Raw genomic sequence first — 19,722 nt, forward strand, 5'->3', positions numbered from 1 at the left:
GTCGCTCCGAACCTGTATCCATGAGCCATGACCCAGCCGCCGCAGCACCCCGCCACCGCCACCGACCGCCCCGAGGCCCCGACGACGGACCGCGCCGCCGTCCGGGCGCGGGCCGAGGCCGTGCTCCGCGAGCTGGCCGGCCCGGCCGCCGTCCTGCGCGAGGACCAGTGGCTGGCGATCGAGGCCCTGGTGGTCGACCACCGCCGGGCCCTGGTGGTGCAGCGCACCGGCTGGGGGAAGTCGGCCGTCTACTTCATCTCCACGGCGCTGCTCCGGGCCCGGGGCGCCGGGCCGACGGTGATCGTCTCCCCGCTCCTCGCCCTGATGCGCAATCAGGTCGACTCCGCCGCCAAGGCCGGCATCCACGCCCGCACCATCAACTCGGCCAATCCGGAGGAGTGGGACGACATCCAGGCCGAGGTGGCGGCCGGTCAGGTGGACGTCCTGCTGGTCAGCCCCGAGCGGTTGAACAACCCCGACTTCCGTGACCAGGTGCTGCCCAAGCTGGCCGCCTCGACAGGCCTGCTGGTGGTCGACGAGGCGCACTGCATCTCCGACTGGGGCCACGACTTCCGCCCCGACTACCGCCGCCTCCGCACCATGCTGGCCGAGCTCTCCCCCGGCGTCCCGGTGCTGGCCACCACCGCGACCGCCAACGCCCGCGTCACCGCCGACGTCGCCGAGCAGCTCGGCACCGGCGGCGTCGGAGCCGCCCGCGGCTCCGACGGCACCGCCCTGGTGCTGCGCGGCCCGCTCGACCGCGAGAGCCTCGGCCTCGGCGTGCTCGACCTGCCCGACCCCGCCCACCGCCTCGCCTGGCTGGCCGACCACCTGGCCGAGCTCCCCGGCTCGGGCATCGTCTACACCCTCACGGTGGCCGCCGCCGACGAGCTGACCGCCTTCCTCCGCCAGCGCGGTTACCCGGTCGCGTCCTACTCCGGCCGCACCGAGGACGCCGAGCGCCGCACCGCCGAGGCCGACCTGCTGGCCAACAGGGTCAAGGCCCTGGTCGCGACCTCCGCCCTGGGCATGGGATTCGACAAGCCGGACCTCGGATTCGTGGTGCACCTCGGCTCGCCCGGCTCCCCGATCGCCTACTACCAGCAGGTCGGCCGCGCCGGGCGCGGGGTGGACCGGGCCGAGGTGCTGCTGCTGCCCGGCCGCGAGGACGAGGCGATCTGGCGCTACTTCGCCTCGCTCGGCTTCCCCGCCGAGGAGCAGGTGCGGCGCACCCTGGACGCCCTGGCCGAGGCCGGGCGTCCGCTCTCCACCGCCGCCCTCGAGCCGCGGGTCGACCTCCGCCGGGCCCGGCTCGAGACCATGCTCAAGGTGCTCGACGTGGACGGCGCGGTCCGCCGGGTGCGCGGTGGATGGACGTCCACCGGCCAGGAGTGGACGTACGACGCGGCCCGCTACGCGAAGGTCGCCGAGTCCCGCACCGCCGAGCAGCGGGCCATGCGGGAGTACGCCACCACCGGCGCCTGCCGGATGGAGTACCTGCGCCGTCAGCTGGACGACGAGCAGGCCGCCCCGTGCGGCCGGTGCGACAACTGCACCGGGGTGCGCCGCTCCCCCGAGGTGTCGGACGAGGCGATGGCCGCGGCCCGGGCCGCCCTCGGCCGACCCGGCGTCAGTTTCGAGCCGCGCCGCCTCTGGCCGACCGGCATGGAGGCGATCGGGGTGCCGCTCAAGGGCCGCATCCCGGCGGGCGAGCAGGCGGAGACCGGCCGGGCCCTCGGCCGGCTGTCGGACATCGGCTGGGGCACCCGGCTGCGGAGCCTGCTCGCCGACGACGCCCCCGACGGCCCCGTCCCGCCCGAGGTGCTGGACGCGATGGTCAGCGTGCTGGCCGACTGGGCGCGCGGCCCGGGCGGCTGGGCCGGCCCGGAGGACGCCGAGGGCGGGCGGGCGGCCCGCCCGGTCGGCGTGGTCACGATGGACTCGGCCCGCCGCCCCCGACTGGTGGCCTCGCTGGGCGCCCGGATCGCGGAGGTGGGGCGGCTGCAGCTGCTCGGCCGCGTCTCCTACGTCGACGGCCGCCCGCCGCACGGCCCGCGGAGCAACAGCGCCCAGCGCCTGCACTCGCTGGCCGGTGCCCTGGTGCTCCCCGACGAACTGCAGCAGGCGATCGCGGCCAACCCCGGTCCGGTCCTGCTGGTGGACGACCTGGTCGACTCGGGCTGGACGGTCACCGTGGCGGCCCGCCTGCTCCGCCGCGCCGGTACGGGCCCGGTCCTCCCCCTGACCCTCGCGGTCCAGGCCTGAGCACGCGGAGGACGCCCACGGAGAGGACCCACGGAAGGAGCCCAGCGGGACGAGTCGTCCGGAGCGAGCCGCACGGGGCCGAGCCGTACCGCCCCGACCGGCGGGACAGGGCGGTCGGACGGGAGCGGGCGGGAACGGAGGTGCGCGAGGAGCGGAAGGGGCCCGGCGAAGCCCTTGCCCGGCGGCCGACCTGACGCCCCGTGACCGCGAACCTGACAGATCCGATCCTCCGTCAGCCGAATGGCAGTCAGCCCGAGGTGGAATATATCCGGCAGACCATAGGCATTCGGGCGGCGTTCGTCATTTCATCGTTGCCGCTCGGCCGTTCTGACCTGAGAATTGGGAGGTACCCAGAGCCCGGTCCGGTGGACCCGGCCTTCGGCGTACGCAGATACCCGCCTGCCCCGCGACACGCGGGCGACGGGCCGGGAAGGAGGATCGTGATCAGCGGCAGCGACCGACCCCGGTTCTCCCGGAGACGCATGCTCGACCTCGAAGGCTGGGCGGAGGCCGACGTCCCGCTGCTCCGCGACCCGCGCGAGTTCGTCTCCGAGCTGCACCAGCGCCACCTCCCGCAGCCCGGCACCACGGTGGTCGCGGTGCTGGACCCCCTGCACCAGGTCACCGCCTCCGCCTCGTTCCCCTCCCGACTGCCCGTCCAGGACGGCTGGCAGTACCGGAACGAGATCCTCGCCCACCTCCGGATGGTCACCCCGCACGACCTCCGCTTGGCCCGGCCGAACCGGACGGCGGTCCTGCTGCGCTGCCGCGAGGGCTCACCGGGCTGGACGGAGCAGGACGGGGCGTGGATGTGGGCCCTGCGCGACGCGGCCGCGCTGCACGGGCTGCGCTGCGGCTCGTACATCGCGCTGACGCCGACCGGCTGGCAGTCGCTCGGGGACGGCCGCAACGGCCGGACCCCCAACTCGGCCTCCTGGACCGACGGCCCGGTGCACACCGTCACCGAGCTCGCTCCGCGCTCCACCCGCAGCCACCCGGGCCAGGTCGCCCCGGTCAGCCCGCTGCGCCGCACCGCGACCGGCTGACGCCGACCCCGAGCCGGTCATCCGGCGCGACGGTCAGCGCTGCCGGTGGACCATGGGCATCGGCACGGGAGAGCACACCGAACGGCGGTGGCCCCGGTATCACAGGACCACCGCCGTCGACCGAACGGGAACGGACGGCTCAGACGCCGACCGGGCTCTTCGCCCCCGGGAACAGCGGGCCGACCACGGCGGCCTCGCCACAGACCACCAGCAGCTCGCCGGCCAGCGCCTGCGCGCTGCGGGCGGCTGCGGTCAGCCGCTCCCCGTCGGCCGAGTTGGCCACCAGGACCACCACCGGACGGCCGACCGCCCGGGTCGCCGCGGCGTCGGCGTAGAAGACGTCGCCGCCTTCGGTGAGCTGCGCCCAGTAGCGCTCCTCGCCGAAGGTGAGTTCGTGCTGCTGCCAGGGGTGCGGGTCACCCACCGTCAGGACCAGGACCGTCTCCGGCCCGCGGCCCGACTCGAGCAGCCCGTCCACGGTCTCGTCGGCCCGATCGAGCGCGTCGTGCGCGGTGGCGGGCACCAACTGCACCGCGACGCCCGGCTTTCGGGACGCGGTGGCCGGCGGCGGGCCGGGTCGGGGCCCGGGCTTGGGAGCCGGACGCGGCCCGGGCAGCGGAACGGGTCGGATGGAAGCGGCGGAAGGGACACCAGCGGACTGGGCATCAGGCATACGGGGGGAAGACTCTCGCGGGAGGGGGACACCGGGGCCCGGGACACTCTCGTGGATCTCCGGCCCCACGCGCACGTGGTTTTCCGGATCCTCGGGGGAAACAGGCATGACCCGATGTCTATCAAATGGCGCCCGAACGCGCACGGGCACCCCACCAGTTGGGATCGAGTGGTCATCCGCCCGACACCGTGTCAGAAGCCCAGCGTCAGCTGCTCGTCCTGGGGCTCCGGCTCGCGCACCCGCTTGAGGTGGCTCCACCGGGGCAGCGCGTCCATGTAGGCCCAGGAGAGCCGGTGGTGACGGGTCGGTCCGTGCTCCTCCAGCGCGGCGCGGTGCACCGGTGAGGGGTAGCCCGCGTTCTCGGCGAAGGCGAACTCGGGGTACTCCACGCCGAGCTCGGCCATCATTGTGTCCCGCTCCACCTTGGCGAGGACCGAGGCGGCGGAGACGCAGATGCAGGACTGGTCGCCCTTGATCACGGTGCGGACCCGCCACGGGCCGCCGAGGTAGTCGTGCTTGCCGTCGAGGATCACCGCGTCCGGCGTGACCGGCAGGGCCTCCAGCGCGCGCACCGCCGCCAGCCGCAGGGCGGCGGTCATGCCGAGCTCGTCGCACTCCTCGGGCGAGGCGTGGCCGAGCGCGTAGGCGGTGACCCACTCGGCGAGCACGGGGGCGAGTTCGGCCCGGCGCTTCTCGGTGAGCAGCTTGGAGTCGGTGAGCCCGGCGGGTGGCTTGCGCAGCCCGGTGACCGCCGCGCCGACGGTGACCGGCCCGGCCCAGGCGCCCCGGCCGACCTCGTCCAGCCCGACCACCACCTGGGCGCCCGCCCGTCGCAGCGAGCGTTCGACCGAGTGGCTGGGCGGGTCGTACGGCATGGCGGGTCCTTCGGTTCCGGGGCGGCTCGACGGAGACCAGCCCCGTGCACCGTCCAGCCTAGGACACTCCCGACCGCCCCCGGGGACGGTCACGGAGACGGCACCGGACGAACGACCACCGGCGCGACGACCGACACGACGGCACCGGGCAGACCGCCGCGGACGTGCCCCCCGGCACGCCCACGGCGGTCTGCCCGACTCGGCACCACGGCCGAACCCGACGCCCCGGCCTCACCTCGCCCCGGCCCAGCCCCCGACCCCCAGCCCCAGCCCCAGCCCCCAGAACCCAGAACCCAGAGCCCAACCCCACCACCCGCTACGGCAGTTGCTCGCCGTCCGGGTAGCGGCTGCTGCCGCACCGCGCCAGCATGTCCACCGGCCGCTCCCGCAGCACCTCCTTGGCCCGGCCCTCCGAGAGGCTGGACGCGTACCAGGGGGTGTCCCGGCCTCCGAGCGACTCGGCGATGGCCTGGAGGGCGCAGGTGCGCCGGTCCGCCGGCAGCCGGTCGAGCGCCGGGACGGCGTCGGCGGAGAGGCTGCTGAGGTAGGCGAGGTCGATGGTGCCGAGGCGCTCGAAGCGGGCGACGTTCTGCTCGGCGATCAGCGCGTCCGGCCGCACCAGGCCGAAGACGGCCACCCCGGCGACCACGCTGAACGCCACGGCCCGGGGCAGCAGCCGCGCGACCGAGGCCCCGGCCAGGACCGCGGCCAGCACCAGCAGGAAGACCGCCCCTAGCCAGAGCTCCGCCGCCGTGACCGTCACCCGCAGCCGGGTCAGCCCGAAGACGTCGACGTAGCGCTGCATCCGGTAGTACGCGGAGGCGACCACGACCAGGGTGAGCACGCAGAGCAGGCCGACCAGACCCTTGGCCAGCAGCCGGTCGGAGGCGTTCTGCCGGGGCGCCCAGCGCTGCGCCAGCGCCACCACGGCGAGGGCCAGCACGGTGACCCAGAGCAGCTGCCAGAACCCCTGCCGGGCGTACTCGGCCGGAACGAGCCCGGGCTTGCTCATCACGGCCTCGTAGCCGCCGAAGAAGACCACCGCCTGGATGGCGACGAAGCCGCCGAAGAGCAGGTTGAGCGCGACCATCGGCAGGGCCCACTCGGTCCGGCCGCGCTCGCGGCCGGGCCCGACCGGGAGCCGGTCGAAGCGGCGGGGTGCGGCGGCCAGGTGGGCGGCGGCCAGGGCGATCGCCGCGCCGACACCGAACAGGATGACGCGCAACGGGAGTTCGCCCAGGTCGAAGGTGGGCACCAGGTCGTCGACCAGCTCGCCCACCGCCGCGTCGGCGCTGGCGAACAGCGCACCGAAGACCAGCACCAGCAGACCCGTCACCACCACCGACCCGGCCAGCGGCAGCGCCTTGGTCCGGGCCGAGGCCGGGACCGAGCGGCCCTTCAGGCCGCGGGCCGCCCACGGCAGGGCGGTGAAGAAGTGCGGCAGCAGCCAGATCGGGCCGAGCAGCACGGACGCCCACCGGGTCCCGCCGTGCAGGGCCAGGGTGGCCGTGCCGATCGCGGCCGTGACGGCCAGGAAGCTGGGCCAGCCCGCGTCGCTCAGCACCGGCACCAGCAGCAGCGCGAAGGCCGAGAGGCCCCAGACCAGCGTCCACGGCCTCGCCCGCCGTCCGCGCGCCACTGCGGCCGACCCGGCCGCCACGGCGGCGGCCAGCGCGACCAGCAGCAGGTTCACGCCCGCGCCGTCGCTGAGTACGGTGGCGGCGACCACCCCGCTCAGCAGGACTCCGAGCAGCACCCGCCCACCGGGCGGGGCCGGCCGCTCGGGCGCGGTGCCGGTGTCCCACAGCGGCTTCGGAGCGGGCTTCGGCGGTGCCCAGACGTTCCCCGCCGGAGGCCGCTGTCCCTGCGGAGGAACCGGCCCGGAGGCCCTCGGCGGAACCGCCTCGGACGCCGCCCCGGGAACCACCCCGGACGCTGCCCCGGGCGCCGTCGCGGAAGCCTTCGGAGGAACCGGCGCAGAGGCCGACTCCGGAGCCTTCGGAGGAACCGGTACGGAGGTCGACTCGGAAGCCTTCGGAGGAACCGGCGAACCGGGGCTGGAAGGTGTGGACATGACGCTCCCTCAGAGTTCGACGGGCACGGCGCAGCACCACTCAGGGATGCTGCGCCGTGCCCGAGACCCTTGGAGACTATCCACCTATCTGAACAGGTTCAAAACCCTGTCGGCTTCTGTCACGGAGCTGTGACGAAGCATCAAGCCCGCACCTCAGTACGTCCCGTACAGCGAGTACGACAGCGAGGTCCGGTTGGCCGGCCCGAAGCTGCCGGGCCAGGTGCCGAACGGCACCGCCGCGCCCTGGTACGCCCCGTCGCCGAAGCTGCCCGCGCTGTAGTGCATGTTGTTCAGCGCCGGCCCGGTGCCGTTGGTGTTGTAGACCAGCCAGTACGCCGTCCCCGCCGTCAGCGTGACGTCCACCGGCAGCGAGTTCCACGAGTCCGCCGTCAGCGTCCCGGTGCCGGTGCTGACCACCAGGTCGCCCGGCACGCCGCCGGCGTCGCTGTAGACCGCCATCTGGTACTGGTTGTTGGGTGCGGCGCTGATCGACCCGACGTGCACGCTGAGCTGCTTGAGGGTCACCGGCGAGGAGCCCGTGACGATCCGGCTGCCGTTCAGGTGGTTGGCGTCGTTGTCGTCGGTCTGGACGCCGATGCCGGCGTTGCCGATGGTCAGCGGCGGCGGCGCGGCCGTGGTGAAGGAGATGGTGTACGGCGCGGCCAGCGCGTTCCCGGCCACGTCCTTCACCCCCTGCACGGTGGCGGTGTAACCGGTCGTCACCTCCAGCGGCGCGGACGGGGTGAAGACCACCCCGCTGGTCGTGGAGTCGTACGACACCGTGCCGCTCACCGCCGCACCACCGGCGGTCGGGACCACCGTGACGTCACCGGAGCCCACCGAGGAGCCGTCCAGCGGCTCGCTGAAGGCGAAGCGCAGCGCGTTCTGCCCCGGCACGTTGACGGCGCCGTTGGCCGGGGTGGTGCCGGTGACGGTCGGCTTGGTGGTGTCCTGGCCGTAGGTGGCGGTGAAGGAGCCGACGTTGCCGTCGAAGAAGGCGTAGTTGACGCCCTTGACCGTCTCCACCCGGTAGGGCACCGACACCCCGCCCTGCTTGATCCCGACCAGCGTGCCGCTGGCGGCCTGCACCGGCAGCATGGACCGCAGGCCGTTGACCCCGCCGGTGATCGAGAAGGACAGCGTGGTGCCGTTCCAGCTGATCCCGCTGAAGGCCGAACCGTTGCGCCCGTCCAGCCAGTTGAGCAGCTGGCGGCTGGAGACCACCGGCGCGCCCTTGGCCTTGGCCGCCGCCACGATCTGGTCGGCGGTCTGCGAGGGGGCGAAGTCGGTGTGGATGTTGGCGGTCAGCGCGGCGTAGTAGCCCTGCGCGCCGTAGGCCGCGTTCAGCAGGGTGTTGACGGTGCCCGGCTCGGACTGGCCGGACTCGTCGGTGAGCTGGGTGGTGGCCTGGTAGACGTCGATGAGGCTGCCGTCGGTGTCGGCGAACTTCATCGGCAGCCCGGTGCCGTTGAAGTAGCCCGGCCGGTCGTTCACGAAGGAGGCCGGGTAGTAGTAGTAGTCGTGGTCCATCCGGATGCCGTTGGCCAGCTTGGTCTTGGCCTGGGTGGCCCAGTCGTCCCACTCCACGCAGTGCGTCCGGCTGCTCGAAGGCGTCGGCAGCGCCGGGTACTTGGCCTTCCAGGCGTTCAGCTGGGTGGTGTACATCGACTGCAGGTTGGCCGTGGTGCCCCACGGGCGGCAGTCGGTGGTGATGTGCGAGCCGATCTCGAAGCCCTCGTCGGAGTAGGCCTGCGCCTGTGCCGCCGTCAGCGGGCCGCCGCTGTAGAGGTACGAGGAGGCGCGCACGCACTCCCAGTCGGCCACCTTGCAGCCGGCCGGGCTCTGCGAGATGAAGCTGTCCCAGCGGCCGGAGGTGCCGCCCACGCCGTGGTCGTCACCGGTCATCACCACGACCGCCTTGACGTCCCGGGGGAAGTACCAGAACCGCGGCAGCGGGGCCTTGGAGAGGTTCATCCGGGTCACCAGGTTGGCGAGCAGGCGCTGCTGCTCGTCGGCGATCGGGATCAGCGCCTTGTCGAGGTTGTTCCAGTTCGCCTGGCCGGTCTGGCCGAAGAACATCTCGCTGGCCTCGTAGCCGTCCACGCCGTCGCGCTGCTGGCCGGCCCAGGCGACGTTGCCCTGCCGGGTCTGCACCACCGAGCGGGCCAGGTCGAAGGTGAACGCGGCCGCCTGGCCGCTGCCGGCCGCCCGGAGCGAGACCGCCGGGTTGGCGGTGGCGCTGGAGACGTCGCTGTAGAGCGTGGCGACGGCGGTGGCGCCGTTCAGGGCGTACCGGTCGGCGGTGCCGTGGAAGCCCATGGTGTCGGCGGTCAGCCCGGCGCCGGGGGCGGCCGAGGTGTCGATCTTCAGGTAGGTGTCGGCCAGCGTGTCCGGGGTGGCGGTCAGGCCCAGCAGCGGGGCCAGCTTCTTGTCCGGCCGCATCGCGATCAGCCGGCCACCCGTGTTGGTCCAGGAGGTGAACATCGAGACCTGGGCGTCCGTCAGGGCGGTCTCGCCGAGCAGCACCAGGCTCTGCTGGGTCAGCATCAGGCTGTTCACCTGCGAGAGGTCCACGGTCTTGAAGCTGTTCAGCCCCTCGGCCTTCAGGATCTCCGCGAGGTACTTGGAGTACGGGTTGGCCGCGGTGGTGACCAGCAGCACCGGACCGCTCGCGCCCGGCCCGGCGCCCGGGGTCCAGGCCGGCGGGTTGCCGGGCGTGTAGGTCGCGTTGATGGAGAAGTCCAGGCCGGTGTTGGTGGACGCCCCGAAGCTGGACGGCCAGCTCCCGTACGGGGACGAGGAGTTGCTGTACGCGCCCTTGCCGCCGGTGGAGTAGCGCAGGTTGTTCACGGCCTGGCTGGAGCCGTTGCTGTTGTAGGCCAGCCAGTACGCGGTGTTCGGGCTCAGGTTGGCCGAAACCGGCAGCGAGTTCCAGGAGTTGGCGGTCAGCGTGCCCGCCGCGCTGTTGGCCAGCAGGGTGCCCGGCTTGCCGCCGGCGTCACCGTAGACGGCCACCTGGTACTGGTTGTTCGGCGCCGCGTCGACCGCGCCGACGTACACCGAGATGCTGCTGACCTGTCCGCCCTTGCTGCCGATCACGTAGCGGGAGGCGTTCAGGTGGTTGGAGTCGCCGGAGTCGGTGGCGGTGCCCGTCGTGGTGTTGCCGAGCTTCGCCGTTGCGTCCAGGGCGGACGCGTTGGTCGGGGTGGCCAGGCTGGCCGCCGCGAGCAGGGCCACCAGTAGGCCCGAAAGTCGTTCTCTGTACCGCACGCACTGCCCCCAGGTCTGTCAACGGCGAAATGCCGCCACCCTGTGTACCTGGTGGAGCGGGCGCATGTCCGCAGAATCCACACATTCCTGCGCCATGACAGTTCGTCAGCCGGTCATCCCTTGACAGAACCGGCCAACAGACCTCGCACGAAGTACCGTTGCAGCGCAAAGAAGACGAGCAGCGGAACGATGAGCGACAGGAAGGCGCCGGCCGTCAGCAGCTCCCAGCGGCCGCCGAAACTTCCCGACAGCTGGGCCAGCCGCACCGTCATCGGGGCCACCTCGGCGAGGCCGCCGGAGAAGGTCAGCGCGACCAGCAGGTCGTTCCAGACCCAGAGGAACTCGAAGATGGCGAAGGAGGCCAGCGCGGGGGTGCAGAGCGGCAGCACGATGGAGCGGAAGATCTTGAAGTGCGAGGCGCCGTCCACGATCGCCGCCTCCATCAGGTCCCTGGGCAGCTGGGAGACGAAGTTGTGCAGCAGGAAGGTGGCCAGCGGCAGGGCGAACATGGTGTGCGCCAGCCAGACCGGGACGTAGGTGTCGCTCAGGTTCACCGCCGGGATGATGGTCACCGAGCCCAGGTGGGCGCCGCCGGAGAAGAGTTGGAGCAGCGGGATCAGCGCCATCTGCAGCGGGACCACCTGCAGCGCGAAGATCACGAAGAAGACCGTGTCGCTCCCCCGGAACCGCACCCAGGCCAGCGCGTAGGCCGCCATCGAGGCCAGTACCAGCGGGAAGACGGTGGCCGGGACGGCGATCGCCAGCGAGTTCACCAGGAAGGGCATCAGGCCGTTGCTGTTGCCGAAGCCGCCCTCGAACAGCACCGCGTGGTAGTTCCCGAAGCCGATCGACGGATCGGAGAACACCTCCCACCACCCCGTGGTCGCCACCTGCTGCTTGGGGCGCAGCGAGGTGACCAGCAGGCCGAGGGTGGGGATGGTCCAGAGCACCGTCACGGCGATCACGAAGACCGAGCCGAGCGGCCCGCCGAAGGCCTTGCGCACGGACTTCACCTGGTCTCACGCTCCTTGCGCAGCTGGACGATGTTGTAGGCCACCAGCGGCAGCACGGCCAGGAAGAGGATGACCGCCAGGGTCGAACCGCGGCCGACGTCGAACTGGACGAAGGACTGCGAGTACATCTCGTTGGCCAGCACCTGGGTGCCGAAGTTGCCGCCGGTCATGGTGCGGACGATGTCGAAGGCCTTCAGCGTGGTGATCATCACCGTGGTGAGCACCACCACCAGGGTGGTGCGGATCATCGGCACGGTGATGTCCTTGAACAGCCGGAAGCCCTGCGCGCCGTCCAGCCGGGCCGCCTCGGTGACCTCGTCCGGGATGGCCTTGATGGCGGCCGACAGCACCACCATGGCGAAGCCGGTCTGCACCCAGACCATGACCGCCATCAGCAGGAAGTTGTTCAGCGGCTGGCTGAGGATCCAGTTCGGCGGGTCCTCCCAGCCGAGCGAGACGGCGAGCTGGCTGAGCAGGCCGATCTGCGGCTGGCCGGCCCCGCGGGACTCGTAGACGAACTTCCAGATGATGCCCGCGCCGACCAGCGAGACGGCCATCGGCAGGAAGATCAGCGACTTGTAGACCGCCTGCCAGCGCATCCGCTCCACCAGCAGGGCCAGCACCAGGCCGAGCCCGGTGGCGGTCAGCGGGGCGACCAGGAGCCAGAGCGCGGTGTTCAGCAGCACGCTGTGGATGGACTCGGTGGTGAACGCCCAGGCGTAGTTGTCGAAGCCGGTGAACCGCGAGCTGTCCGAGCTGTAGAGGCTCAGGAAGAGCGTGCGGACCAGCGGGGCGACCAGGCCGACCACGAGCAGCAGCACGGCCGGGCCGAGCATCACCGCGATCGCCAGCGGTCTGCCGAAGCGGCCGCTCGCCCGGCCGGCGGCGAAGAAGACCACCAGCAGGATGCCCAGGAAGCCGGCCACGGCGCCCAGGCTGTTGCCGAACTTGATCCCGGCGTCGGTCCACGCGGAGGCGGCCAGGCCGACGGTCATTCAGGAGTCCTTCCCTCGGCGGTCCTTGGTCGGAGCGGACTGGGAGAGTGTCGGGCGGGCGGATGGGCGGGCAGGCGGGGGGACCGGCGGCGGTCGGAGCCGGACGGCGGGAGCGCGCGAAGGGTGAGGGCGGCGCGGGCGGGTGGACCCGCGCCGCCCGTGGCGACGGTCCTACTGCGGCCAGGCCGCGTCGATGTCCGCCGCCACCTTCGGGATGGCCTGTCCCTCGGCGAACCAGGCGGTGAGCGCCTTCCACTCGGCGCCCGCGCCGACGGCGGCGGGCATCAGGTCGGAGGCGTCGAACCGGAAGGTCGCCGCGGGGTCGGTCAGCGCGGCGGCCGAGAGCTGGTCGATCGGGTCGGTGTAGAGGCTCTTGTCCACGCCCTGGTTGGCGGAGACCCAGCCCTTGGAGACCTTGACCCGGCTGCTGGCCCACTCGCTGGTGGAGAGGTAGTTCTGCACCGCCTGCACCTCCGGGCGGTTGCTGAAGGCGGCCAGGAACTCGCCGCCGCCCTCCACCGGGCTCGCCACCGCCGGGTTCACCGCCGGGAAGCGGAAGGCGAAGACGTCGCCGTCCGGGCCGACCGCGGTGCCCTTGGGCCACTGGGCGGCGTAGAAGGACGCCTGCTGGAGCATGGCGCACTTGTTGGTGAGGATCGGCGCCCCGGCGTCCTGGAAGGTGGTGGTGGCGATCGACTTCACGTCGCCGATGCCGCCGTTGACCCACGCCGGGTTCTGCATCCAGCCGGCCACCGTCTGCATCGCGGCGGTGATCTTCGGGTCGCTGAACTTCACCTGGTGGCTGACCCACTGGTCGTAGACCTCGCCGCCGTGGGTGCCGAGCACGACCTCCTCCAGCCAGTCGGTGGCCGGCCAGCCGGTCGCGGTGCCGGAGCCGATGCCGCCGCACCAGGGCTTGGCGCCGTTGCCGGCCGCCGCGATCTTGTCGCTCAGCGCCGTCAACTCGGCCCAGCTCTTCGGCACTTCGTAGCCGGCCTGCTTGAAGTACTTGGGCGAGTACCAGACCAGCGACTTCATGTTGGCGCTCATCGGGGCCGCGTAGAAGGTGCCGTTGACCGAGCCGTAGGTCTTCCAGACCGGGCTCCACTTGGCCTGGTTGGCCTCGGTCTCGGCCGGTGGCTTCACGACCTTTCCGGTCTTCACCATCTGCGCCAGCAGCCCGGGCTGCGGGATGATCGCGAAGTCCGGGGCGTTGCCGCCGGTCACGCGCACCTGGAGCTGGGACTCGAAGTCGCTGGAGCCCTCGTAGGCGATCTTGATGCCCGTACAAGAACTGAACTCGGCCCAGGACTTCTCCAGCGAGTCCGACTCCGGGCTGAGGATCGAGGCGTACATGGTGACCTTGGTGCCCGAGTGACCGGCGTAGGCCTGGTACTTGGCGCAGTCACCGGTCAGCGGGGCGGCCGATCCGCCACCACCGCCGCCCGAGGAGGAGGAGTTGGAGCAGGCGGCCGTGAGCGCGAGCAGCAGGGCGGCCGGAACGGCCAACTGCCGGGGGCGGAGCGTCATCGGCGGCCTCCGGTCGCGGTCAGGGTGGTGGTCAACGAAGTCCTCCTAGCCAGGGCATGACATGCCAGCGGTGGGACGAACAACACTGCGCTGTACCGGAATCCGTGCGCCCGGGGGTCGGGCTGGCTCGAAGACGTTAACCCAACCGTCATCCCGCGCCAAGGTGTGCGTTCGACCTTCATCGGCCGGTGCCGCAGTCGTGACCCGGCCGTGTCACCCGGCCGGGTCAGGACCGACGCCCGGTCAGAGCACGACCGGCAGCTCCCGAAGGGAGTTGACCACCATCGACGGGCTCGGCCGCAGCTCCGCGTCGTCCACCGCCAGCCGGAGCCCGGGGAAGCGCGCGAAGAGCGCGGGCAGCGCGATGCCCGCCTCCAGGCGCGCCAGCGACGCCCCGGGGCAGACGTGCGGGCCGTGGCCGAAGGAGAGGATCCGGGACGGCTCCCGGGTCACGTCGAAGACCTCGGCGGTGACGCCGTGCTGCGCCGGGTCCCGCCCGATCGCGTTGTACGAGACCAGCACCGCCTCGCCGGCCGGTATCACCACGTCCCCGTACACCACCTCCTCGGTGGTGAAGCGGAACAGGAAGTTGGAGGTGGGCGGGGTCCAGCGCAGCGACTCCTCGACCACCGCGGCCCACTCGACCTCACCCTTGCGGACCAGCTCCAGCTGGTCCGGGTGGGTGAGCAGGGCCCGGACGGCGTTGGTGATCAGGTTGACGGTGGTCTCGTGCCCGGCCGCGATGATCACCCGGAGGGTGGCGGCCGCCTCCGCGTCGGTGAGCGCCCCGCCCTCCACGTCGGCGGCCAGCAGAGCGGTCGTCAGGTCGTCCCCCGGGGCCGAACGCCGCTTCGCCACCAGGTCGTTCACGAAGGCGTTCAGCGCGGCGATGATCGCGGGCACCTCGGCCGGGTCCTTCACGCTGCTGAAGAAGCGCTCGTACAGCTCCCGGATCCGGACGTGGTCCTCGACCGGGACGCCCAGCAGGGTGCCGATCACCGTCATCGGCAGCGGGAAGGCGAAGACCGTCTTCAGGTCCACCTCGGGCCCGAGCTCCGCGACCCGGTCCAGCAGTTCGGCGGTCATCCGCTCGATGCCCGGCCGCATCGCCTCCACCCGGCGCGGGGTGAAGGCCTGCGCCACGATCGAGCGCAGCCGCCGGTGCTCGGCCCCGTCCGTGGTGACCATGCTCGGCCCCGGCACCGCCAACCCGATCAGCGGCCAGGTCTTCGGCACCTCGCCGCGCTGGTACGCGGCCCAGTGCTGCGCGTTCTTCACCAGCCGGTCGTCGGTCAGCAGGGCCCGGGCGGCCTCGTGCGAGGTGACGGCCCAGCCGCGCACCCCGCCCATCAGCTCGACCGGCACCACCGGGCCGGCGGCGCGCAGCAGCGCGCCCTCGGTGGCGTTGTCGGTGGCCAGCGGGTCCATCGGGACCGGGATGACGGGGGTGGTCGCGGCGATCGGGGCGGTGGTCATGCTTCCTCCGGTGGTTCGGGGAACGGGGGACGACGGGGGACGGGTGGAGGGAGCCGGGCGGAGCGGGGCGGAGCGGGATCTGACGCGGGCTCAGCCCGCGTAGCCCGGGGTGAAGGCCACCGGCAGCGCGACCAGCGCGCGGACCCAGGCGGACGGACGCCAGACCAGCGCCGACTCGGTGACCGCCAGCCGCAGGTCGGGCAGCCGGTCGAGCAGCACCTCGATCGCCGTGGTGGCGATCACCTCGGCGGTCTCCTGGGCGGGGAAGGGGCAGCTGTGCGGCCCGTAGGAGTAGCTCAGGTAGGCGCGGTTGCCCTCGGCCGCGGCGCCGTCGGCCTGCCGCACCGAGGGGTCGGTGTTGGCCCCGGCGATGCCGAGCAGCAGCATGTCCCCGGCGGCGATCCGCTGGCCGCCGAGCTGGGTGTCCCGGGTGGCCCAGCGCCCGGCGAAGATCTGCGTCGGGGTGTCCTCCCAGAGCGCCTCGGACAGCGCCTGGCCGATCGACCGGCGGCCGCCGGAGAGCGAGGCGGCGAAGCGCTCGTCGGTGAGCATCAGCCGCAGCGCGTTGGAGATCCAGTAGGCGGAGGGCTGGTGACCGGCGATCAGGATCACCCGCATGTCGCGCATGACCTCCTCGTCGGTCAGCCCGGCCTCGTGGGCGACCAGCCGGGAGGTGATGTCCGGGCCCGGCTGCTCGCGCTTGCGCAGCACCAGCTTGAGCATCACGTCGAGCAGCCGCTGCGCACCCGCCTGGGCCTCGGCCCCGCCGTCCAGCATCGCGACCAGCCCGGCGATCAGCACCGGGGCCTCGTCCTCGTCCAGCCCGAACAGCCGGCAGAGCACCAGCAGCGGCAGCCGGTGCGCGTAGTCGGCGACCAGCTCGGCCTCGCCCTTCCCGGCGAAGCCGTCGATCAGCCGGTCCGCGACCTCCTCGCAGTACTGCTTGAGCTCGTACTGGTCCACCGCCGCCAGCGCCTCGGTGATCGCGGCCTTGCGGCGCTGGTGCTCGGCGCCCTCCGCGTACAGGATCGAGGGGACGGGCGCCATCATCGGCTTCAGCGGCCAGTCCGCCGGGATGTGCGGCCACTGGTTCCACCGGCTGGAGTCCCGGCCGTAGACCTTGGGCTGACTGGTCATCAGCTGGAGCTCGCGGTAGCCGATCACCAGCCAGGCCGGCACCCCGCCGGCCAGCTCGACCGGGGCCACCGGGCCGTGCTTCTCGCGCAGCTCCTGGTAGACCCCGCGCGGGTCGGTCTGGAACCGCGGGCCGTACAGCGGGGCGGCTTCGGTGTGGGCCGGGCAGCCCGGTGGCGGGGTCGGCGCGGGCTCGGTCACGGGGTCTCCTCGTACGCTCTGGGGGCCGGCTGCCGCGCGTGCGCCTGCTCGGCCAACTGCTGGATGTGGCGGACCAGTCCGATCAGCACCTGCTTGCCGGACTCCCGGTCGCGGGCGTCGCAGTCCACCAGCGGGACGTGCTCGGGCAGGTCGAGGGCGGCCCGGACCTCGGCCAGGCCGTGGCCGGGCGGGCCGAAGTTGTTGCGGGCCACGATGAACGGGGTGCCGTGCTGCTCCAGCCGGTCGATCGCGTACCAGGACTCCTCCAGGCGGCGGGTGTCGATCAGCACCACCGCGCCGAGCGCGCCGCTGAACAGCCGGTCCCAGAGGAACCAGAACCGCTCCTGGCCGGGCGCGCCGAACAGGTAGAGCACGTTGCGCTCGTCCAGGGTGATCCGGCCGAAGTCGAAGGCCACCGTGGTGGAGCGCTTGGAGCCGACCAGCGTGAGGTCGTCCACGCCCTCGCCGGCCCGGGTCATGGTCTCCTCGGTGTTCAGCGGACGGATCTCGCTCACCGAACCGACCAGGGTGGTCTTGCCGACGCCGAAGCCACCGACCACCACGATCTTCAGCCCGCTGGCGGCGGTGGAGCGCAGCGGGGCGACCGCCCGACCGCGCAGCAGGGCCCGGTCAGAGCCGTTGGAGTCCATTCAGCACCTGCTTCAACGTGTCGAGGTCGGGCAGCCGCGCCTTGCTGGGCGCGAACCGGGGGTGGCGGGCGGTGATCCGGCCGCCCTCCAGCAGGTCGCCGAGCAGGATCTTCACCACGCTGACCGGCAGGGCGAGTTCGGCCGCCAGCTCGACCACCGCGGTCGGCGAGGCGGCCAGCTCCAGGATCCGGGCCAGCTCGGACTGCATGCCCGGCACCGGGTCCTGCTCCGCGACGATCAGCGTCACCAGGTCGAAGGCGTCCTGGGACGGACGGCTGCGGCCCCCGGTCACGGTGTAGAGCCGGTCCGGCGAGTCGTCCGGCCCGGGGACGGCCCTCGCGGCGCTCATGCCGAGGAGGTCGCGCGGGCCGGGGAGGTCAGGTAGGTGCCGATCTGCTCGACCAGGCCGTGCATGTTGTGGCCGACCACGCCGACGTCGGCGCTCTCCTCGGTGACCACCGCCAGGTGGGCGCCCTCGCCCGCCGCGACGATGCACAGGATGCCGCCGTGGAACTCGGTCATCGACTGCCGAACCCCTCCGGTGCGGTCGCCGAACTCGATCGAGGCGCCGTGCGCCAGGCTCTGCATGCCGGAGGCTATCGCCGCCAGCTGGTCGGCCTGATCGACCGTCAGGCCCGCGCTGTGGCAGAGCTTGAGGCCGTCGGCCGAGAGCACCAGGGCGTGCCGGGCGCCGGGGGTGGAGGCCAGCAGGTTCTCCAACAGCCAGTCGAGGTCGCGGTCGGTGCTGCTGCTCATCGGGGGTCGTCCTTCGGGGAGGCGTCGTCGGAGGTGGCCGCTGTGGTGGCGGCCTCCGTCTCCCGGGCCGGTGTGGCGGCCGGACCGGGGGCGGTCTCAGGGGCGGTCTCGGGGTCGGCCGCCTCGGCGGCCTGCAGGGCCCGGCGGAAGGCGCCGAACCGGGAGGCCGCCACCGCCGCGTCGGCGCGCGGCGCGGGCACCACGGCGGGCGCGGAGGCGGGCGTCGGCCCGGCCTCGGACCTCGGCGAGCCGGTGGCGGCCCGGGCCGTGCTCAGCGTCTGGCCCCGGCGGCGCTGCGGCAGGCCGTGCTCGGTGGTCGCGGTGACCACCGGCTGGGCCGCCGGACGCTCGTGCACGGGGGTCGGCTCGACGGCCGGGACGACCTGGACGGGCGGCTGGGAGCGCTCGGGCGCCGGGTGGGTGATCAGCTGCTCGGGGATCAGCACCACCACGCCGGTGCCGCCCCGGGCGGACGGCCGGAAGGAGACCTGGAGCCCGTGCTTGCGGGCCAGCACGCCGACCACCGCGAGGCCCAGCCGGGTGCCGGAGGAGAGCGCGGCGAGGTCCAGCGGCTCGGCGGAGACGGCCTGTTCGGCCCGGCGCAGCCAGCTCTCGCCGAGGCCGAGGCCGCCGTCCTCGACGGTGATCACCAGGCCGGAGTGCACCTCCTCCACGTAGACGTGCACCTCGGCGGGCGGGGCGGAGAAGTTGGCCGCGTTGTCCAGGATCTCGGCCAGCGCGTGCATCACGCCCTCGGCCGCGAAGCCGGCCACCGCCGCCGTGCTGGCCGAGTGCAGCCGGACCCGCTGGTACCCGCCGATCCGGCCGAGCGCGCCGCGCAGGATCGACTCCACGCCGATCGGCCTGGTCCACCGGCGGCCGGTCCTCGCCCCGGTGAGCACCGCGATCGAGTCGGCCATCCGTCCGGCCTGGGCCGTGGAGTGATCGAGCGTCAGCAGGTCGCCGAGCACGTCCTCGCCGTGCCGGTGCTGCATCTCGCGCAGCTCCGCGTGCATGCTGGTGGCCAGCGCCTGGACCCGTCCGGCGGCGGTCGCGCAGACCGCCAGCGCGGCGGCCCGCTGCCGCTCGCCGCGGCCCACCTCGGTGGCCACGGTGCGCAGCAGCGCGGCGTGCGGGATCCCGGCGTGGCCGGCCAGCACCGTCTCCACCGAGCTGCCGGAGCGCAGCCGGCGGAGCACCCCGGGCAGCACCTCCCCGGTCAGCCGGTCGAGCGCGGTGCGCTCCTCGTGGGCCATCCGGGCCAGCCCGTGCAGCTCGTGGGCCTCGGCCCGGCTCTCGTGCAGCGCCTCGTTGGCGGCGTGCAGGTCGCCGCGCAGGGCGTCGGCCTCGGCCTGGGCGGTGGCCAGCGCGGCGCGCAGCTGGGCGGCCGCGGCGTGGGTGGCGCCGAGCTCGGCGTGCAGGGCCACGGCCCGGCCGGTCGCCTCGGTGAGCTCGTACCGGGTGGCGTCCAGGTCGGTCTCGGCGCGCTGCCGCCGGTCGAGCTGACGGCAGGTCAGCGCGAGCAGCGCGAACCAGAGCAGCAGGGCCCCGGCCACCGTGGCGGACACGGCGGCCCGGTGGCCGGAGGGGGCGGACGCGATCGCGGCGGCGCCTGCGGCGGCACCGGTCAGCAGGCCGACCGCGGCCCACCTGGCCGTGCTGCTGCGACCGCCGGTGGCACGGCGGGGCTGAGCTCTCATCAGACTGATCCTCGGGGGCGGACGGCTGCTGCTGGGCGGTCGACCAGCGCACCGCACCCGTCAC

General features: G+C 73.1%; 15 protein-coding genes. 2 read left to right on the top strand and 13 right to left on the bottom strand.

The features are described from left to right. The first annotated feature begins 27 nt into the window (after positions 1 to 27). A complete protein-coding gene (locus ACWEPF_RS01795) occupies positions 28 to 2,265 on the top strand; it encodes a DEAD/DEAH box helicase (protein ID WP_452170976.1) in 2,238 nt (745 codons plus the stop codon). Between the two features lie 482 nt (positions 2,266 to 2,747). After that, entirely contained in the window at positions 2,748 to 3,311 is a 564-nt protein-coding gene (locus ACWEPF_RS01800; protein WP_452170977.1) for a hypothetical protein, read from the top strand. Between the two features lie 139 nt (positions 3,312 to 3,450). On the opposite strand, the gene ACWEPF_RS01805 is transcribed toward ACWEPF_RS01800, so the two are convergent. From ACWEPF_RS01805 to ACWEPF_RS01865, 13 genes are all read right to left on the bottom strand, one after another. Then, on the bottom strand, positions 3,451 to 3,834 hold the full coding sequence (locus tag ACWEPF_RS01805) for a hypothetical protein (RefSeq protein ID WP_345286474.1): 384 nt from the start codon (positions 3,832 to 3,834) through the stop codon (positions 3,451 to 3,453). 341 nt (positions 3,835 to 4,175) lie between these two features. After that, positions 4,176 to 4,859, bottom strand: a complete 684-nt coding sequence (locus ACWEPF_RS01810) for a ribonuclease HII (RefSeq protein ID WP_452170978.1) — start codon at positions 4,857 to 4,859, stop codon at positions 4,176 to 4,178. A 316-nt stretch (positions 4,860 to 5,175) separates the two neighbouring features. Then, positions 5,176 to 6,615: a DUF4153 domain-containing protein gene (locus ACWEPF_RS01815; RefSeq protein ID WP_452170979.1), complete on the bottom strand. Its 1,440-nt coding sequence runs from the start codon at positions 6,613 to 6,615 to the stop codon at positions 5,176 to 5,178. Between the two features lie 471 nt (positions 6,616 to 7,086). Beyond that, positions 7,087 to 10,203: an Ig-like domain-containing protein gene (locus ACWEPF_RS01820; protein WP_452170980.1), complete on the bottom strand. Its 3,117-nt coding sequence runs from the start codon at positions 10,201 to 10,203 to the stop codon at positions 7,087 to 7,089. 113 nt (positions 10,204 to 10,316) lie between these two features. Next, positions 10,317 to 11,216, bottom strand: a complete 900-nt coding sequence (locus ACWEPF_RS01825) for a carbohydrate ABC transporter permease (protein ID WP_345286466.1) — start codon at positions 11,214 to 11,216, stop codon at positions 10,317 to 10,319. Beyond that, positions 11,213 to 12,211: a carbohydrate ABC transporter permease gene (locus tag ACWEPF_RS01830; protein ID WP_345286464.1), complete on the bottom strand. Its 999-nt coding sequence runs from the start codon at positions 12,209 to 12,211 to the stop codon at positions 11,213 to 11,215. The genes ACWEPF_RS01825 and ACWEPF_RS01830 overlap by 4 nt, the downstream gene beginning before the upstream one ends. A gap of 171 nt (positions 12,212 to 12,382) precedes the next feature. Continuing rightward, entirely contained in the window at positions 12,383 to 13,741 is a 1,359-nt protein-coding gene (locus tag ACWEPF_RS01835; protein ID WP_452170981.1) for an ABC transporter substrate-binding protein, read from the bottom strand. A gap of 243 nt (positions 13,742 to 13,984) precedes the next feature. Further along, the gene (locus tag ACWEPF_RS01840) at positions 13,985 to 15,217 is read right to left on the bottom strand and encodes a cytochrome P450 family protein (RefSeq protein WP_452170982.1); all 1,233 of its coding nucleotides are present in this window, start codon (positions 15,215 to 15,217) and stop codon (positions 13,985 to 13,987) included. 90 nt (positions 15,218 to 15,307) lie between these two features. Further along, complete coding sequence (locus ACWEPF_RS01845) at positions 15,308 to 16,552, bottom strand: cytochrome P450 (RefSeq protein ID WP_452170983.1); 1,245 nt, start codon at positions 16,550 to 16,552, stop codon at positions 15,308 to 15,310. After that, on the bottom strand, positions 16,549 to 17,202 hold the full coding sequence (locus ACWEPF_RS01850; protein ID WP_452170984.1) for a GTP-binding protein: 654 nt from the start codon (positions 17,200 to 17,202) through the stop codon (positions 16,549 to 16,551). The genes ACWEPF_RS01845 and ACWEPF_RS01850 overlap by 4 nt, the downstream gene beginning before the upstream one ends. Then, entirely contained in the window at positions 17,183 to 17,551 is a 369-nt protein-coding gene (locus tag ACWEPF_RS01855) for a DUF742 domain-containing protein (protein ID WP_345286453.1), read from the bottom strand. Before ACWEPF_RS01855 ends, ACWEPF_RS01850 begins: the two co-directional genes overlap by 20 nt. Then, positions 17,548 to 17,958, bottom strand: coding sequence for a roadblock/LC7 domain-containing protein (locus ACWEPF_RS01860; RefSeq protein WP_345286451.1), 411 nt, complete (start codon positions 17,956 to 17,958; stop codon positions 17,548 to 17,550). The genes ACWEPF_RS01855 and ACWEPF_RS01860 overlap by 4 nt, the downstream gene beginning before the upstream one ends. Next, positions 17,955 to 19,658, bottom strand: a complete 1,704-nt coding sequence (locus ACWEPF_RS01865) for an ATP-binding protein (RefSeq protein ID WP_452170985.1) — start codon at positions 19,656 to 19,658, stop codon at positions 17,955 to 17,957. Before ACWEPF_RS01865 ends, ACWEPF_RS01860 begins: the two co-directional genes overlap by 4 nt. Positions 19,659 to 19,722: the final 64 nt, after the last annotated feature.

Source organism: Kitasatospora sp. NPDC004289 (genome assembly GCF_053602875.1).

What these genes read in the sequence shown, in the direction of transcription:
- ACWEPF_RS01795 (WP_452170976.1), top strand. Translation starts at nt 28, where the DNA reads ATGACCCAGCCGCCGCAGCACCCCGCCACCGCCACCGACCGCCCCGAG.
- ACWEPF_RS01800 (WP_452170977.1), top strand. Translation starts at nt 2,748, where the DNA reads ATGCTCGACCTCGAAGGCTGGGCGGAGGCCGACGTCCCGCTGCTCCGC.
- ACWEPF_RS01810 (WP_452170978.1), bottom strand. Translation starts at nt 4,859, where the DNA reads ATGCCGTACGACCCGCCCAGCCACTCGGTCGAACGCTCGCTGCGACGG.
- ACWEPF_RS01830 (WP_345286464.1), bottom strand. Translation starts at nt 12,211, where the DNA reads ATGACCGTCGGCCTGGCCGCCTCCGCGTGGACCGACGCCGGGATCAAG.
- ACWEPF_RS01835 (WP_452170981.1), bottom strand. Translation starts at nt 13,741, where the DNA reads ATGACGCTCCGCCCCCGGCAGTTGGCCGTTCCGGCCGCCCTGCTGCTC.
- ACWEPF_RS01840 (WP_452170982.1), bottom strand. Translation starts at nt 15,217, where the DNA reads ATGACCACCGCCCCGATCGCCGCGACCACCCCCGTCATCCCGGTCCCG.
- ACWEPF_RS01850 (WP_452170984.1), bottom strand. Translation starts at nt 17,202, where the DNA reads ATGGACTCCAACGGCTCTGACCGGGCCCTGCTGCGCGGTCGGGCGGTC.
- ACWEPF_RS01855 (WP_345286453.1), bottom strand. Translation starts at nt 17,551, where the DNA reads ATGAGCGCCGCGAGGGCCGTCCCCGGGCCGGACGACTCGCCGGACCGG.
- ACWEPF_RS01860 (WP_345286451.1), bottom strand. Translation starts at nt 17,958, where the DNA reads ATGAGCAGCAGCACCGACCGCGACCTCGACTGGCTGTTGGAGAACCTG.
- ACWEPF_RS01865 (WP_452170985.1), bottom strand. Translation starts at nt 19,658, where the DNA reads ATGAGAGCTCAGCCCCGCCGTGCCACCGGCGGTCGCAGCAGCACGGCC.